We start from the raw sequence: 15,406 nt of genomic DNA, 5'->3' as shown, positions 1-15,406 counted from the left end.
GCGTGGAATTCCTGAGCAACGAACTCACCCGAACTGAAGCATGTTCGAGCATGCGGCCGAGCACACGACGCCTGACACACCACAAACCCCGCGGAGCGGATGGAAATCTGGATTCGGCCTTCCGGCGTCGCCTCAGGTCAACTCACTGACCACAACCGGGAAATCGGCGAGTGTGGTCTTCGCATCGACGTCGCATCAGAGTGTCGAATCATGGAGTCGCATCGATACATCGCATTGCACCTCACGAATGGATAATCGAGATGGGGCGGCTGCACAAGGTTCCCGTTCGCCGATGCCCTACGATTCTCTCGTGCCAACCAGCCCTCCGCAGCCGTCGCCTCACGCGACACGCGAGCACATGCTCCGTGTCTCCGGGCGCGGCTACACGACCCTTCGGCAGAACTTCGTGCAGTTGGACGATTCCGCTGAGCGTCGCGACAGCGTGCTCGGGACCATTGTCTCAGAACGCAAGCACCGGGCCCTGATCCTGTATCTCCTCCTGCTTACCATCTGGCCACACCTCAAGGGGCTGGAGAATCCCCTCAGCTCAACGATCTGGCGTCGCGCACTCACATCGTCCAAGGGCTCCCAGTGGAGCCGAGCGGACCTGTCGAAGACGTGGGCGCAACTCGAAGACATGGGCCTCATCGTGCGAAGCCGGCAGGGCCGCCTTCAGCGTGTGCAGCCCTTAATGGAGGTCGGAGAAGAGCCCTACGAAAGCCCGACCGGCGAGAAGAAGAACTGGGCCGAGGCGTACCTCACCCTTCCGCCCGAGTTCTGGACCGATGAGTGGTTCGCCGAGCTCAATCTGGCGGAGCTCGCGGTCATGCTCATCGTCGCGAAGGAGACCACGCAGCGCGATGAGATGTGGGTCACCGAAGCGAAGGTGAGTGAGTGGTACGGGATCTCCCCCAACACCTTCCGGAAAGGCATCCAGGGCCTCGAAAAGCACAAGCTCCTAAAGACCCGCCCGGAGTACATCGCAGCGCCACTGTCGCCACTTGGCTACACCACCCGACTCAACTACTCACTGAGCGGCAATTTCAGCCGCGATTCGCGTAAGCGGATTCAGGCTTCCGCGCAACGCCAAATGAAGGCCCGCGCCGCCACGACCACCACGACTCCGAAGGAGGGCAAGTGACGACTCACGATCTGACGTTCGCGGCCTTCGTCGACGAGTCCGGGTCGAACCGGACCGAAGACCCGGGCACCTACATCTTGTCGGCAGCGATCCTTGACCATGAGCGCCTCGAGGATGTCCGCGACGCAATGCGGGGCCTGATCCTGCCTGGTCAGAAGAAGCTGCACTGGCGCGATGAGGGCGACAAGCGGCAGCTGAAGATTGCGACAGCTGTCGCCAGGCTCGAGGTCGAGCACGTGGTCGTTGTTCGCAGTCAGGCTGCGGATGATCGCCCCGAGCGTCGCCGGCGCGCGTGCATGGAGCTCCTCGCCTACGAACTCGATCAACTCGGCGTCGGAACTGTGACGCTCGAGTCGCGAGGCAAGGCCGATGACAACCGAGACCGCGAGGTTCTGAACGCCTACCGGCGTAGGGGCTCCGTGTCCACCAGGCTCCGGATGCACCACGAGCCAGGTCCGGCCGAACCCCTGCTCTGGGTGCCTGACGCCGTCTGTGGCGCGATGGTGAGCCACCGGACCGGGGATACGACCTTTTGGGATCTCATCCGATCTCGGTGTTCAACTCACGAGATCTGAAAACGCGAAACCCCAGGCCCTGTCGTCCGGCAGGATCTCCTGGGGTTCACTTCCAGACCACCGCGGTGGATCTGGCTACACAGCAATTATGCACGTTCGGCGAAGCCATCACAAGCGAAGGAGTTTCCAGAACCTTCCAGCATTGCTGCGCGCGAGGCAAATCTACTTGACGACCCGAAGTGCTGGGCGTGTGTCCTCGTGGAGACCGAGGAGTTGGCGTACCTGCTTGGTCTTCCACCGCAGTTGCTCGGCCAGGGAACCCACAGTCACGCCGCGACTCTCAGCAAGATCGACGGCGTCATTGAGTAGTGACGGAACCTCACCTTGGAACTGAAGGATTGGTCGAAGCGTTTGAGGAGCGCTCGCGAGTCGAATGTAGGCTCGTCGCGCAGTGCTCTCGGAGATCAGCCCAAGCTCGTGACTGCGGAACACCAGGCTCTTGACCGCGACTCCCCATCTCTCGCTCAGCAGGTAGAGGTGGGCGAAGTCCAGCCGTGGCTTTAGTTCCTCGAGAAGGGTCGTCTCCGGGGTGAGGAACTCTGCAGCGAATGCGTCGGCCTCACGCTCCAGCCGCAGGTCACCCGATGGCGCGGCACCATGGAGCACTAGATGACCCAGTTCGTGAGCAGCGCTGAATCTGTGTCGGAGCACGTCGTCGGCGCGGTCAGAGGTAAGGACGATGAGCGGCCTCCTGAATGAGAGCGTCGAGTACGCATCGATCCTTGGAGTTCCGTCTTCGGTCGGTGGTGCAAGGCAGCAGATGATGCCTCGGGCCTCGAGGTGAGCGACCAAGTGTCCGACTGGCTGGCTTCCCAGACCCCACGCGGCACGCAACGAGCGTGCAGCAGCCTGGGGACCTTCTCCTCGCCCGATCTCCGCAAGGTCCTCAGGCAGGTCGACATCGGGGAAGCGCACATGAGCTTCGAGGGCGTGCGAGAGCTCCCAAACTTGCTCGGCGAACGCCGTGGCCCGACTACGCTGCTTCGCCGTGGTCGCCCTGAGGCTCTCGAAGTGCGTCTCACTGCTCTCGAGCCGTTGAAGCGGCCGGCCCGGTGAAAAAAACTCGATCGGAACGTCAAGAGCACGAGCCAGACGCTCGACCGTGTCCAAACGAGGAGCCACGATTCCCGCCTCGTACTGGCCTATCGCGGCCGGCGAAACGTCACTACGTTCTGCCACCTCCTTCTTGGTGAGCATTGCCAGTTGGCGAGCCTGGCGAAGTCGATCAGGTTCGAAGTAGATCAGGGACACAGGTCACCCCTCACCCGGAGTCGGCCCGCCCTCGTCAGCAGCGTCGTCATCTTCAACAAGACCGAGGTCCGGTTTCGGCAGCGGAGCATCGTCGAAGGAACCGCCATCGGCAGCAGTGAGGTGGGGCCGGATCGAGTTGGGCGTAGCAGTCTCGAGCGCTTCACTGTCGGTGAAGATGATCGTGCCGTCCTCCTCGAGCGTGGCGAGTCCAGCTTCGACGTGCCGGAGACCCGTGGTGGGATCGCATCGGTAGGCCACCACCACCGTGGCAGTCACACCGGCTTGGAGGCGCGCCTGCTCGACGGCTTCGAGCTGGGAGGCCTCCTCATCCTCACCGCCGAAGAGCATCCAGTCGGGCTCTGCAGGAATGTTCACGCTCGTCAGGTTGGTGCGCAGCTGGGACGCGCGAGTGCGGAGATGGCCACCGGGCGTGCGTCGCTCCCTCACGGTCAGCGGCAGGATCATCGTGGTCCCCCAGACGATCACGCGGTACTGACCGCCGGGTGTCGGGACGATCGTCGCCCCGTCGAGCAGCGGCAGCATCCGCGAGATGACCTCATCGTGAATGGCCAACCACAGCGTGCTGCCGTAGGGCTGATTCGTCTCCAACCGAGATCCATCTTGCGCGTCAGCCGACCGCGCATGAGCTTCCCACCCGCCAGCCACCAATGCTGCGGCGACGTCGTCGGCGACATCACCAAACTGGGAACTCATGAAACTGCGGTGGCTGGGGTCTTCGCTCACTGTCAATGCCTCTCGTCGCTAGCTGCGGACACCACCATATCCCCAAACTTCAGTTCTCTACCAGAATCAGTCACTCTGGCGTGTCTTGGAGTGTTCTGAGGTTCAGAAAGGTCCTATTCTCCATGCCACACTTCCAACGATGTCGAGCGCAAGGCACACCTGGCTCGGAGTCAGCTCCCCGCAGGTTCAGGCGACGGAGGGCGGCAAGCCTGCGCGCCACACTCCCAGCCGAGGTCACTACGCCCGGCGAAGCAAGGAAGGGTGATCCTCAAGAAGCGCCGCAGTTCTGGCAGGCAGCTCGCTCGGAGGTGCTCCATCTTCGCTGCGGTTGCAGATCTCGTCACGGACGAGCCGGACGGCCTCGTCAGTGTGGCCCTCGGCGTCGAGGACCGCGGCCAGGTCGAGGCGAGACATCTCTTCATCGGGCGCGGCCATGAGGGCGACGCTGACAGCGGCGCGGGCCGAAGGGACGTCACCGCGTGCGATCATCTCGACGACGACCACGTGGGCGACGTCGGCGATGGCGCAGATCGCGTGCTGGTCGAGTCTGACACCGTCGTACATCCACCCCCAGCCTCCGGGTCGGAGCTTGTCGAAGGGTCGGCCAGTGACCAGCGCGAGCGCGTCCGTGAGGTCGTTGATGCCGTCGGAGCCGCGGCTCTCACCTCGGGTGCGGAGCCGCCTGAACAGGTCGAGATCGACTAGGGCGTCGGCGACTTGGTAGACCCCGATTCCTCGCTGGGCAGCAGCCGGGGCCTCGCGAGCATCGGGGAGGTACTTCGTCCCGGTGTGTGGGTTAACGCCGAGCCAGTCGCGAAGTCGGCCTACGTCGGTACGGGTGCGTGCTGGGGTGATGTCGAACGCTTCTGCGACCTCTTCGGTCGTGGCGCCGTACGGGCGGGAGGCGATGTAGGCGAACATCTCGGTGTAGAACGGCCGCCGTTTGCTGGCGGGTGTTCCTGCGGTTCGGGCTGAGACCGGGCCGAGCAGGGTCAAGCGGGGCCGGACCACGTCGCCCGAGTTCCACTCGGCGAGGTCCTGGTCGAGTCCGGGGTCGGTGGCCGCAATGTGGTCCCGGGTGCGCAGGGATACCTTCGGCGCAATCCGGTTGAGGTCGTCTTCGGTGGTGGTCGCGGCTGACCAGTAGGTGTCGTCGGCTTCTGGGAGGACTGACTCGGCTGGCTCGATGGTGGTAGTCGAACGGTCGATGCGGTACTCGTCGCGCAGGGCGCCGGTCGTGGTCATGAGGTCGTCCCACGGGTCGTCGCCCTCGAGGTCGGGTGCGGGCTCGTCGACCGTGGCGTCGAAGTAGGTAAGCAGGGTGGCGCAGCCGGCGGCTTCCGATGCCGTCATCCCGACGCCGTCCAGCCGGAGGTCCATGGCGGGGGCCGTGAGGCGTCCGATCGCGTCGACAACGATCTCGGTGCCGTGGTCGGCGCGGTGGTTGGTCACGAGCAGGGCGCTGCCGGTGCGAGCACCGTGAGACGCGACCAGCTTCTCGAACTGACCGAGTTCGTCAATCCCGACCGCCACGGCGGCGATGACCAGTCGGGAGTCCCAGGCATCTGGATCGGTGGACGCTGCGCGAGCTGTGGGGGCGTCACGGTCGCCGGTCATGTCCAATCGGGTGACCGTGTTGACGGCTGTGGCGACGGCTTCTGACGCGACGCCGGCGAAGTCGTCCGGGCAGCTGGTCCGCTCGGGGTCGATCTGAGCCAGCTCGCCGCCGATGCCGAGCAGGTCCAAGGTGGTGTGGCGCGACCAGGGGTTGCACAGGATCTCGGCCGCGACGTATCGGGCGAAGTCCTTTGCCTTATGCGCATCTCCCGTGACCGATATCGCTTGGCCTTCGAGGTTGAGCAGCCAGACGCTGCCGCCGATCGTGGAGCCGATCGTGACGAGGAGTGGCCATGGTGAGGGGTCGTCGATCGGGTCAGGACCGACTGCGTCCAGCTCGGTCGTGCGGTTGAGGGACCATGTGTGGCGGTCGTGCGAAGTGGACCAGGGCTGCGGCGCTTCGGCGGGGGTGCGCAGGTGCAGGATGATCTCGGTCGGCGTGATCTCGACTGCTGCGAGCTCGGGGACCTGCTCGTTCCTTCGGGTGAGGTGGGCAGCTGCGCGACGGAGGACGTGGTCGAGGAAGATCAGCACGTCGATCGATTCGGCTCCGGCGGTGGCGATGGACCGTTCCGCCTCGCGGGCGATGGCTGTGGGCGTGGGCATCACTCGGCCGGGTCCCCGCGATCGACGCTGAGTGCTGCGCCGCTGACGCACCGCAAGTAGTAGCCCGCCTGCCAGCAGAGCGCCGCCGGTGACCATGGATGGCCACACCCAGCTGGGCAGCGTGTTGCCCGGTTCAGCCACGGCGTCTTGCGAGGTCGAGTTCGCTTCACCGGCTTCAGTCGGGGCGGGCGAAGCGTCCGCCGGGACGGAGGGAGTCGGCTCGGGGGTGGTCGTCGCGGTGCCGCCCGCCCCGCTCGTGGCACCCGGGGAAGTCAGCGCTTCGGGTACTGCTTCGGGCGCACTAGTGTCCGGTGCTGCTTCCTCAGGTGGTGGCGCATGCTCCGGGGCGAGTTCGGGGGTCGGGCCGGGTGGAGGTGCCCCGACGGCGGGGGGTGCGTCGGGGATGTCGAGGACCTGGCCGGGGTAGATCAGGTTCGGATCGGTCAGGGGCACGGGCTGGTCGAGGTGCTTGGACGCCTCGAAGATCTCGGGGTAGCGGTCCGCGTCACCAAGGTGCTCGGCGGCGATCTGGGACAGGGTGTCGCCCGCAGCCACGGTGTAGTCGGCCGGTTCGGGTGACGAGGGCGAAGCTGTGCCGGGGAGATGGAGCACCCATCCAGGTCGCAACAGGCTCGCGGAAGCGAAGCTTGAGCCGTCGACCATGGTGCGGCCGTCGTTGAGCTGAGCGATCTCGGTCCATCGCTCTGCGTGGCCGAGATGGGTCTGCGCCAGTGCCCAGAGCGTGTCGCCCCGTTCGATGACGATCTCGACGACAGTCGCGTCCGGCTCGACGCCTGGCGCCTCGGCCGGCGCCTGGGACTCGGTCGGATCGAGATGCTGGGCGTCAGTGACATCCTGCGATGCAGCGGAGGTGGGTGTAGGACCGGTGTTGGCCAGCACATCGTTGGTCTGCACCCTGTGGGCGTGAACTGGCGAGGGCAGAAGCGGCACGCTGACGAACGCGGCTGTCACAAGCCCGATCATGGTGCGGGCAAAAAGTGTCTGGACGTTGAACGCACCTGGGGTGCGGTTCAGTCGCTGCGACTTCAGTGCGGCGATGACTTCGAGGGCGATGCACCAGCAGGTTTGCAACCAGAAGGCCCACACGATCAGCGAGAGCAGCTGAACGAGGACGGAATCGGTCAGCTGCATGCTGGCGCTGAGGTCGTCGGGAACAGGAGATCCCACAAAGGTCAGCAGCATCGCCGGCACGCCGAGGACGGCGGCGGCGAGCAGGAGCAGCGCGCCGAGTGCCTTGATCCACTTCATGGTTGCCTCCTAGGGGCTGTCGGCGTCGATCGACTCGGCTGTCCCGGTGCCGGTCACGGTGATGGATGTCAGGCCAGCCAGCGACAAGATGTTGGTGCTGGTTCTTCCGGTGAGCGTCACGGTGACGCGGCCGCCAGTGATCGTGATGGAGGCCGGCGGTGCTCCGACCGACCGGAGGTAGGCGTCGGCTGCTGCGCGTGCGCGTGCGGGGTCGACGGTGGGGCGGCCGCCGTCGCGCAGTGAGTCTTGGTTGAGTGCATCGGCGCCGATGCGTGCGGCTTGCTCGGCCTGATTGGTGAGCGTGCGGCGATCGCCTAGGGCTGCGCCGCCGTCGATGACCAGGCCCGCTGCGGCGAGCATGGCCACCGTCATCAGGACGATGAAGAGTGCGGCTGCTCCGCGTTCGTCGCGGGTGGGCTTGGGTGTGATCATCGGGACCGGTAGTCCTCGATCGGGATCGTGGCGCTGCCGGTGAAGGTCTTGGTGCCGGGAAGGCCGCTGATCGCGACGTTGCTGAGGTCGGCGGTGCAGGTGACGTCGGCACGGACCACGCCACCGGGCTGGTAGCTCGAGATGTCGATGTCGACCGTGAGTTGGGCGCACGAGAGGCCGCGGTTCTGAAGGGATGCTCTGACGGTCTCTTCGCCCCGGCCGGAGGCCAGCGAGGTATTGCGTTCCAGAGACGCCGCCCGTGCGGCTTCACCTGCGAGGTCTTGGACTTCTTGGTGCGCCGAGGCCATACGTCCGAGACCGATCACGAACAGGAAGATCGCGAAGAGCAGTGGGGTCATGACCACGAACTCCGCCGTACTGGCTCCACTGTCTTGCCGCCGGTCGCGGGACCTCATGGGGTCTCGGCTTCCGGGGGCACGTAGCGCTCGACGGGGCCGGTGGAGGACTCGACGATCTTGGGGCTGATGCCCGGAATGAAGGACAGGGCCGTGCCGGTCACGGTGACAGTGACGGTGGTGGGCGTGCGTTCGACGTCGACCGTGCGATTGGTCAGCATGGCTGGCCCGAGCGTGTTGAGTGCCTGGGTGGCGCTGGCGTGTCCGGAGCTTTCGGTTCCGTCGAAGGCTGCCGCCGTGGTGACGCCTTCTTGGGCTGCGCTCTCGGCGACGTTGCGGGCGTGGAGGACGAGGGCGACTTGGATGATGGCCATCACGAACAGGAACATCGTCGCTGAGATCACGACGGACGCGGCGATGCTGCCGCGTTCATCACGCCGTTTCTCGGTCACCGTTGTCCGCCTGGTCGAGGTTGGTTGTCCCCATCACCGGACAGGCCACCGTGGTGCCTGTCGGTGATCACCCCAGGTCGATTCCGTTCGCCTCGCTGATCAGCTTGGCGGTAATGATGACCCCGGCGGTGATCGCGGCGGCGGCGAGCAGTCCCATCCAGATGACTTCCGACGCAACGCCTCTCTCGTCGTGGCGCAACTTCTCGCCGGTCAGCTGCGACAGCAACCAGGCCATGACCATGGTCAGGTGGGTGTTCATGAGGTCCCCTCGTTTCTCTAGATCGCCATCACGGCCGCGATGGCGGGGTACCCGAGGAACAGCAGAAAGCTGAATCCCAGGAAGAGTTGGGCGTTGGTGATTGAGGTCGATGCGCGTTCAGCGGCACCTTCGGCCTCGGCGAGCTGGCGGGCCCGGGCGGTTGCTGCTCGAGCGCGGAGGGAATCGCGGACCTTTGCACCGTCGGCGGCGACCAGGCCCAGCGCCGCGCCGAGGTCTCGTAGCTCTGCGACGTCGACGCGTTCTCCGAGGTCGCGCAAGGCTTCCCATGGCGTGGTGCCGGAGTAGCGGGCCATGGTGAGCGTGTCGGCGATGACGTCGAAGGACCACCCCCTGCCAAGGTGCGCAGCAGCAGGTAGCGCCTCGGGAACGCCGCGTCCGCCAGCCAGCGCCATGGAGACCAGATCGAGATAGCAGGCGAGGGCTCGGCGCAGCTCGTCCCGACGGGTGGCGGCGGCGGTGGCCACCGACGTGTTCGGGAGGAGAGCGAACCCAACCGCCAAGGCCAGTCCTGCAAGCAGGGGCATGGAGAATCCGGTGCTGACTCCGGCGATGTTGACGATCATGCTGACCATGACCGGCAAGCTCAGGCCGAAGGCGGCCATCGCGAGCATGGAGACGAGGTGGGCCTCGAGTGGACGATCCAGGAGTGCGAGGTTCGAGCGGAGCTTGGGCGCAGTGAATCCGTTGCGTTCGAGGTGGACAGTGAGCCATCGTCCGAGCCGGTCAGGGAAGGACTCTCGATCGTCGCGGACAGGTGTTGCGGCCGTTGATCGTCGGGAGTCGATCGTGGCGATGGCGGCCGCGAGGTCGCGCCGTGGCGGAACGATGGCCCACGCCAGGGCGAGCAGACCTGTCCCGGCGGCGGCTCCGATCAGCAACGCGACGATCATCGACGCGCTCCAGACTGGTCGTGGGCGAGGTCGTCGGGGCGGACGAGGAATCGTTCGGGCAGGACGATGCGAGAAGAGCGGCGGATCCAGGCGAACCCCGCGATGAAGCAACTCAGCACCAAGACGAGCATCAGCTGGCCAGCCGGATTGTTGTAGGGCTCGAGGTAGGTGCGAGCCAGGAGCGAGACGCCGCCGGCGAAGACCAGGGTCACGCCGACGATCGTCAATGAGTCACGGCGGAGCGTCTTGCGACCCTCCTCCACGCGGGTGCGCATCTCGAGCTCGGCGCGGGCGGTCTCGGCCAGTGCGGTGAGCGTTCCGGTCAGGCCGGAGCCTCGCAGGCGAGCGTTCATGATGAGGGCGGCGACGACCAGGTCGACCGAAGGGTCGTCGAGGTCTTCACCGAAGTCGGCCAGAGCTTGCGGGACCGGCACGTGTGCGCGAAGCCGCCCGACCAGCCGGTGCAACTCAGGGGCGATCGCCGGAGGCGCGGCATCGGCGGAGGCGATGATGGCCTGCTCCAGCCCGATCGCGGCCGCCATCGTGTCGCGCAGGGACTCGGTCCACAAGGCCACGGCCTCCAGCCGAGCAAGGTGTGCTCGCCCCTCGGCTTTGCTCCCGAACAGGGCCGGCCACATCCACGTGACCATCCCTGCAGCGGCAGCCGCCACGGGCCAACGTGTCAGTGCCGCGACTACCACAACTGCAAGCGCCGACTTCCAGAGACGGTCACGAGCCGCGGTCAGGCGGGCGGTCGTGCGCGCCGGGAGCGGCGGCGGGGACCAACCCATCCACGCGGCCACCGCGAGGACCACTCCGCCTGCAAGGCAGGCGCCGATCAGTAGGCCGAGCACGCTCACCAGGAACCACCGCCGTCGTTCCAACCAGCGGCCCGGAGGCGCTCGGCACGCTGCACCGGCACGTTGTAGTTTCGTGTCGCGTTGCCGCTGGAGTCCGTACCGAAGATCTCGGAGGCAGACACCCCGATCTGTTCGTCGTAGCCGTTGACTTCCAGCACGGTTCGGACGCGGCGGGTGCCGCCGTGGATGTCGCGGCCGACGAACACCACGAACTCGACGGCGCCGGCGATCATCTCGTGGACGACCTGGCGTGGGAGACCTTCAGCTTGCTGGGCGTAGCTGCTGATGCGGTTGAAGGTTTCACGGGCGCTGTCGGCGTGGATGGTCGACAAGGAGCCGTCGTTGCCTTGGCTCATGGCGTTCAGCATTGGGACGATCTCATCGCCCAGGACCTCACCGACGATGACCCGTGACGGGTTCTGACGCAGTGTCCGCCTGACCAGTTGCGCCATAGTGATGCCGCCCGCGCCCTCAGTGTTCGGTGGGCGTGACTCCAGGGCGAGGCAATTGGGGTGACGTTCGCGGTCCTCGCGTAGCCCCAGCTCGAGTGCCTTCTCGATCGTGATGATGCGTTCTTGCGGAGGGATCTCCGCGGCCATGGCCCGCAGGAGGGTCGTCTTGCCGGCGTTGGTTCCGCCGGCGATGATCACCGAGAACCTCGCGGTGACGATGGCTCGCAGGAAATCAGCCGTCTCGTGCGTCAACGTCCCCAGACCGATGAGGTCCTCCAGGTCGACCTTCTGGAATCGGTGGCGACGGATCGAGACCGCCGGCCGGGCCGCCACGGCCTGCACTGCCGAGAGCCGACTTCCGTCGGGCAGCTGCAGGTCCAGCTCGGGGTTGGCCGCGTCGAACGGCCGCGACGACAAGCCGCTGTAGGAGGCGAGGGTCTGGATCATCTCGATCAGCTCTGCGTCGTTGGCGGCGACCGGGTCGCCCTGCTGTGCGTAGTCCTCGCCGGCGCGGCTGATCCAGACCTCGTCGGCGCCGTTGATGTCGATGTTCTCGATCGAGTCGTCGTCGAGCAGACGTTGCAGCCGTCCCGCGCCGAACATACGCGCGAAGATGGCCTCCGCGATCTCGTCCTCGACGTCGTCGCCCAACGGGCTCTGACCATCACTCAGGCGACCTTCGGCATGACCGCGGAGTACCTCTGAGATCATCTGTCGGGCGAGCTGTTGTTCGCTCGCCGTAGTGAGCAGTGGCAGGGCGGCCTGACGCCGTTGCGCTCGCTGGGTCTGCAGGCGGTCGCCAACCTGTTGCTGCAGTCGGGCCACGAGCTCGTTGTCGGTACTCATCAACGAACCTCCAGACCAGCGGAGGCGAGAAGGTGGTCGGCTGCCGCCCGGGCGCCGCGAACCAGCTGCGAGGTGCGGCCACGCCCCGTCGGGGACACGCCACCTTCCAAAGCAGCAAGACCCGGGTGATCCAAAGGCAGGTGCGTCGATGTCGCGGCGACGATGCCGGCCTGTGACATGACGCCGTCGACGTCGCGGCAGTCGGCCGCCGCGGTCCTTCCAGGGCCGACCAACAGCGGCACCGTCCGCCCACCGGCGACCGTGACGTCCAGCAGGTACGTGCGTGTGTGGAGGATAGACTCCACCGCGCTTGCCATCACGGGGATCCGCAGGTCTGCCGCGGCCATAAGTGGCATCGTCGGCTGGTCGTGATTGAGCCTTCCGAGGTCGGCGATGACGTCGATGTCGGCCGAGGCGGCGGTCACCGCGAGCCGGTGCCACAGGTCAGCGACGCCTCGCGCTTGTGTCGGGGATTGCACACCCAGGACGACCTGGACTCCGCAAGCCAATGGTTGAGCCCACTCCGTCAGCGTCGAGTCCCGGTCGCCACGAGTGGCGGCCGCGAATCCGAGCAGGTTCGGGGTCGATGCGACCGCAGCCCCTGAGCTGCCCCGGCACCGCAACGCCAGATCACTTCCGGCGAGGTCCGCTTCGAGCAGCACGACCGGGCGTGGCCAGACCGCTGACAGGGACAGGGCTGCGGACGTCACGCCGGGGGCACCCTTGGCCGAGTACAGGACGGTCAGCACGGTCAGTTCCCCGTTGGTGCGGTCTCGACAACAGCGACCAGCCCTGCCGCGGAGTACGCGGCGATCGTGCTGGCGTCGTCCTCATCGACGATGACCGTGACCAACACGGTCGCACCGTCGGTGGGTGAACCCTGAACGTCCAGGACCTCCGCGCCGCGGGCCAGGATCTGCGGTGCGTCCAGCGCGACGCTCGCGCCGAGGTCGACCGTGCCGCTCGGCACCACCACGACACTGACGAGGTCACCCGCACTCAGACCCGTCGACGGCGCGCGCGCCGCGTCGAGGCTCAGCCCGACCGTCGCCTGCCCGTCACCCGGGACGGGGTCGCGGGTGACCATCGAGTCGGTCACGATCTGCCCCGCGACCATGTCGACCTTCGCGGTAGTGCCGACAACGGTGTCGATCGCGCCGACGGGAATCGCAGCGTCAACGCCGGCGACTGACTGCCGCTGGAGGTCGCCTTCGGTGATGACCTGCCCCTTCGCGACATCAGTACTGACAACAAGGACGTCGGTGCGGTCCCCGAGCTGGGAGAACAGCACGGCCCCAGCCAGGGCGGAGCCGGCGATCATCAGACCCGCAAACGCCAAGAGTCCCCGCCGTCGCGGCACTGTGCGTAGACGGCGACCGTCGTCTCGACGCCCGGACAGTACCCCCGAGCTTTGAGTGCGGTTCGGTGCGGGCGGCGGCGGTGCCGTGGTGCGGGAGCTCATCGGTTCCTCGTCTCGTCGGGCAGGACATTGACCGACTGCCGCTCCGCGACGACCAGGCCCGCCGTACCCGCCGGACCCTCAATCTCGCCGAGAGACCCCGCCGCCGCCAAGCAGTTGCCGGCGCACGTCCAACTCACTCGCCACGTGATCGCGGCCGAGACCGGCCACACGCCATCGGGCTGGAAATCGCTGACCCGCGAGTACGTGTAGGAGCACGATGTCGTCGAGCCTGGCGGCATCTGACCGACCTGCCACACCCGGCCCGCGTCGTAGCAGACCTTCGACCCCGGCCCCATGTTCCACGTCACCCAGCGCGGCTCGATCGTGACCGTCACCGACGTCGCGCCAGCAGTGACCGTGTTGATCAACGGCGCCCACTGACCCTGCGGCATCCACATCCACGTCTCCAGCCCCACGTAGGACTTCGCGGGCGGAGCTGGTGCGAGCTGCAGCGTCGGAGTCGTCAGTTGCACAGCGCCGAGCGCCTCCTGCGCCAGAATCGCTGGGTCCGGCGGGGCTTCCTCCCCGTTGGCGATGTAGATCCACAACTGTGGATCGTCGTCGCACGTATAGAAGCGTCCAGCCTCAGGAGATCCGCCTGCGGTAGCCCACCTGGGATCGCTCGCACCCGGCTGCTCAGTCGCGAACAGATAGCAGTCGTGGGTGAACGACCATCGGCCAGAGCCCGACGAACATGGGATGACCTCGCCGGTCGACCGCACGCACGCCGTCGGCCCGCTTGGCTCAGCGGTGCCGCCGCCCGGACCGCCGGAGTCGCAGACGCGCGTCTTGATCTCCCCTGTCACTGGGTCGAGGTAGGTCTCCTGACCGTCCACGCAAGCTGCGGCGGCAGGCGGCGTCCCGCTGACCATCGTTACCAGTGCCGCCGTTGCGAACAAGGCCGCGGCAAGGGTCACTCGGCCGCGAGATCGCACGGCGCCTCCACGTCCGCAGAGATCCCGCTGATCAGCCAGTTGCCACCCGCATCCCTCTGGAGTCCCACGTACTGCTCGTACGAAGGAACCGCGACTCGCTCCTGTTCGACGCCGTTGACGTAGTCGGTCGTCTTGGTCGGGTCGAGGCACCGCGTGATTTCCACCAGCGCGTACCCGTCCGGTTGAACCGTCACCTCAGTCGGCGTGGTCGTGGCATCCCAACCTGGCTCTCTCACCGACGTTCGGCCCTCTGCTTGGTTGGCTTGAAGCCCTTCCCAGACCAGCGTCCAAACGGCATGGCTGTCCTGGAGGTACTCCATCGCCTCTGGGGTCGCCTCGCCTGACTCGACGAATCCTTCGATGGTGGCGTCGTATGAGTGAAGGAAGTCGATCGCCTCATACGCGGCATCGACTTCGTCATCTGAAAAGCCGTCCTCCCAGGACGGTGACGGTGTCTGAGTCGTATCTGGACTCGACGTTGGCGGCTCGTCGTCGCTGCGCTGGCACCCAGCCAGCAGCACGGTGGCCACGGCAAGCGCAGCTACGGCGCCTCGAAAACCCGTGAATCGTCGATCCATCCGCACACACCCCCCGGTGTCTGTCTGCGTGACTTCATCGTTCACCGAGAAGTCTTGATTAATCAACCCTCAGGGTCCGAGGACAGCGTTCGGGTGATCAGTTGCGACGCTGTGGATCTCGCACTCGTCCCCAAAGTTGTCATGACGATCTCGGACCCTCACCCCGCGGGCGCGTGTGTGAGTGGACCGTCGGAAGTCGGTCACCGTAGGGGAGTGGATCAGCCGAGAGTCACAGCACCCGGAGTCCGGCCGACGTGATCGTGGTCCGACTATCGCTCGATCGAATCCCCGGACCACTCACGTCGGCCTCGGAGATTGCGCCGGTTCACGGCAAAGCACGTCGCTCGCACGCCCGCACCCACAACGGCACCACGGTCGTAGCCGTTGCTTCCCCCACCAGTCCCCCAAGGCAGAATGCCGAGAGAACCGGTTGACGAGAATCAACAAGCGAAATACCTTGGAATCTCAGATGGAACCGGTGGTGGAGCCTACGGGACTCGAACCCGTAACCCCCTGCTTGCAAAGCAGGTGCGCTACCAATTGCGCCAAGGCCCCCAGTGGGTGGAACTGCGGTCGGACCCGCCACGCTACCGCGGGTCAGACGCGGTCGGTGGTCTGGGCCCAGGAGTTCTCGGCGGGGCGGCGTCCGCGGGCGAGTGC

Annotated in this window: 16 protein-coding genes and 1 tRNA gene; 2 read left to right on the top strand and 15 right to left on the bottom strand. The window is 66.2% G+C overall.

Annotated elements, in window-relative coordinates:
• Positions 1 to 358 precede the first annotated feature (358 nt).
• Both KAG51_RS08415 and KAG51_RS08410 read left to right on the top strand, forming a co-directional pair.
• The gene (locus KAG51_RS08415; RefSeq protein ID WP_290582579.1) at positions 359 to 1,141 is read left to right on the top strand and encodes a hypothetical protein; all 783 of its coding nucleotides are present in this window, start codon (positions 359 to 361) and stop codon (positions 1,139 to 1,141) included.
• A complete protein-coding gene (locus KAG51_RS08410) occupies positions 1,138 to 1,716 on the top strand; it encodes a hypothetical protein (RefSeq protein ID WP_290582576.1) in 579 nt (192 codons plus the stop codon). Before KAG51_RS08415 ends, KAG51_RS08410 begins: the two co-directional genes overlap by 4 nt.
• A gap of 162 nt (positions 1,717 to 1,878) precedes the next feature.
• Here the strand turns inward: KAG51_RS08410 and KAG51_RS08405 are convergent, their stop codons facing one another.
• The 15 genes from KAG51_RS08405 to KAG51_RS08335 form a co-directional block, all read right to left on the bottom strand.
• On the bottom strand, positions 1,879 to 2,967 hold the full coding sequence (locus KAG51_RS08405) for an XRE family transcriptional regulator (protein ID WP_290582574.1): 1,089 nt from the start codon (positions 2,965 to 2,967) through the stop codon (positions 1,879 to 1,881).
• Between the two features lie 3 nt (positions 2,968 to 2,970).
• Entirely contained in the window at positions 2,971 to 3,711 is a 741-nt protein-coding gene (locus KAG51_RS08400) for a hypothetical protein (RefSeq protein ID WP_290582572.1), read from the bottom strand.
• A 237-nt stretch (positions 3,712 to 3,948) separates the two neighbouring features.
• Positions 3,949 to 7,203 carry a LysM peptidoglycan-binding domain-containing protein gene (locus tag KAG51_RS08395; RefSeq protein ID WP_290582570.1) on the bottom strand — a complete coding sequence of 1,085 codons (3,255 nt, stop codon included), beginning with the start codon at positions 7,201 to 7,203 and terminating at the stop codon, positions 3,949 to 3,951.
• Positions 7,204 to 7,212: 9 nt separating this feature from the next.
• The gene (locus KAG51_RS08390; protein ID WP_290582569.1) at positions 7,213 to 7,635 is read right to left on the bottom strand and encodes a pilus assembly protein TadG-related protein; all 423 of its coding nucleotides are present in this window, start codon (positions 7,633 to 7,635) and stop codon (positions 7,213 to 7,215) included.
• Complete coding sequence (locus tag KAG51_RS08385) at positions 7,632 to 8,051, bottom strand: TadE/TadG family type IV pilus assembly protein (RefSeq protein WP_290582567.1); 420 nt, start codon at positions 8,049 to 8,051, stop codon at positions 7,632 to 7,634. The genes KAG51_RS08390 and KAG51_RS08385 overlap by 4 nt, the downstream gene beginning before the upstream one ends.
• On the bottom strand, positions 8,048 to 8,443 hold the full coding sequence (locus KAG51_RS08380) for a TadE family protein (protein ID WP_290582565.1): 396 nt from the start codon (positions 8,441 to 8,443) through the stop codon (positions 8,048 to 8,050). Before KAG51_RS08380 ends, KAG51_RS08385 begins: the two co-directional genes overlap by 4 nt.
• A gap of 67 nt (positions 8,444 to 8,510) precedes the next feature.
• Positions 8,511 to 8,702 carry a hypothetical protein gene (locus tag KAG51_RS08375; protein ID WP_290582563.1) on the bottom strand — a complete coding sequence of 64 codons (192 nt, stop codon included), beginning with the start codon at positions 8,700 to 8,702 and terminating at the stop codon, positions 8,511 to 8,513.
• A 17-nt stretch (positions 8,703 to 8,719) separates the two neighbouring features.
• Positions 8,720 to 9,613 (bottom strand): type II secretion system F family protein, encoded by an 894-nt coding sequence (locus KAG51_RS08370; protein WP_290582562.1) that lies wholly within the window; start codon positions 9,611 to 9,613, stop codon positions 8,720 to 8,722.
• Complete coding sequence (locus KAG51_RS08365) at positions 9,610 to 10,188, bottom strand: type II secretion system F family protein (RefSeq protein WP_290582560.1); 579 nt, start codon at positions 10,186 to 10,188, stop codon at positions 9,610 to 9,612. Before KAG51_RS08365 ends, KAG51_RS08370 begins: the two co-directional genes overlap by 4 nt.
• Before the next feature lie 281 nt (positions 10,189 to 10,469).
• Entirely contained in the window at positions 10,470 to 11,750 is a 1,281-nt protein-coding gene (locus KAG51_RS08360; RefSeq protein WP_290582558.1) for an ATPase, T2SS/T4P/T4SS family, read from the bottom strand.
• A gap of 20 nt (positions 11,751 to 11,770) precedes the next feature.
• Entirely contained in the window at positions 11,771 to 12,520 is a 750-nt protein-coding gene (locus tag KAG51_RS08355) for a hypothetical protein (protein ID WP_290582556.1), read from the bottom strand.
• Between the two features lie 2 nt (positions 12,521 to 12,522).
• Positions 12,523 to 13,092: an SAF domain-containing protein gene (locus KAG51_RS08350; protein ID WP_290582554.1), complete on the bottom strand. Its 570-nt coding sequence runs from the start codon at positions 13,090 to 13,092 to the stop codon at positions 12,523 to 12,525.
• A 137-nt stretch (positions 13,093 to 13,229) separates the two neighbouring features.
• Entirely contained in the window at positions 13,230 to 13,781 is a 552-nt protein-coding gene (locus KAG51_RS08345) for a hypothetical protein (protein ID WP_290582551.1), read from the bottom strand.
• A 365-nt stretch (positions 13,782 to 14,146) separates the two neighbouring features.
• A complete protein-coding gene (locus tag KAG51_RS08340; RefSeq protein ID WP_290582550.1) occupies positions 14,147 to 14,698 on the bottom strand; it encodes a hypothetical protein in 552 nt (183 codons plus the stop codon).
• A 527-nt stretch (positions 14,699 to 15,225) separates the two neighbouring features.
• Positions 15,226 to 15,301: transfer RNA gene (locus KAG51_RS08335), tRNA-Ala, on the bottom strand.
• Positions 15,302 to 15,406: the final 105 nt, after the last annotated feature.

The sequence above is a fragment of the Aeromicrobium sp. genome (assembly GCF_023146395.1).
Classification (GTDB): domain Bacteria; phylum Actinomycetota; class Actinomycetes; order Propionibacteriales; family Nocardioidaceae; genus Aeromicrobium.
This window is presented reverse-complemented; position numbering and strand designations above follow the sequence as displayed.

Coding starts and splice junctions, on each gene's coding strand:
- KAG51_RS08415 (WP_290582579.1), top strand. CDS start 359: ATGCTCCGTGTCTCCGGGCGCGGCTACACGACCCTTCGGCAGAACTTC.
- KAG51_RS08395 (WP_290582570.1), bottom strand. CDS start 7,203: ATGAAGTGGATCAAGGCACTCGGCGCGCTGCTCCTGCTCGCCGCCGCC.
- KAG51_RS08390 (WP_290582569.1), bottom strand. CDS start 7,635: ATGATCACACCCAAGCCCACCCGCGACGAACGCGGAGCAGCCGCACTC.
- KAG51_RS08385 (WP_290582567.1), bottom strand. CDS start 8,051: ATGAGGTCCCGCGACCGGCGGCAAGACAGTGGAGCCAGTACGGCGGAG.
- KAG51_RS08375 (WP_290582563.1), bottom strand. CDS start 8,702: ATGAACACCCACCTGACCATGGTCATGGCCTGGTTGCTGTCGCAGCTG.
- KAG51_RS08370 (WP_290582562.1), bottom strand. CDS start 9,613: ATGATCGTCGCGTTGCTGATCGGAGCCGCCGCCGGGACAGGTCTGCTC.
- KAG51_RS08350 (WP_290582554.1), bottom strand. CDS start 13,092: ATGATCGCCGGCTCCGCCCTGGCTGGGGCCGTGCTGTTCTCCCAGCTC.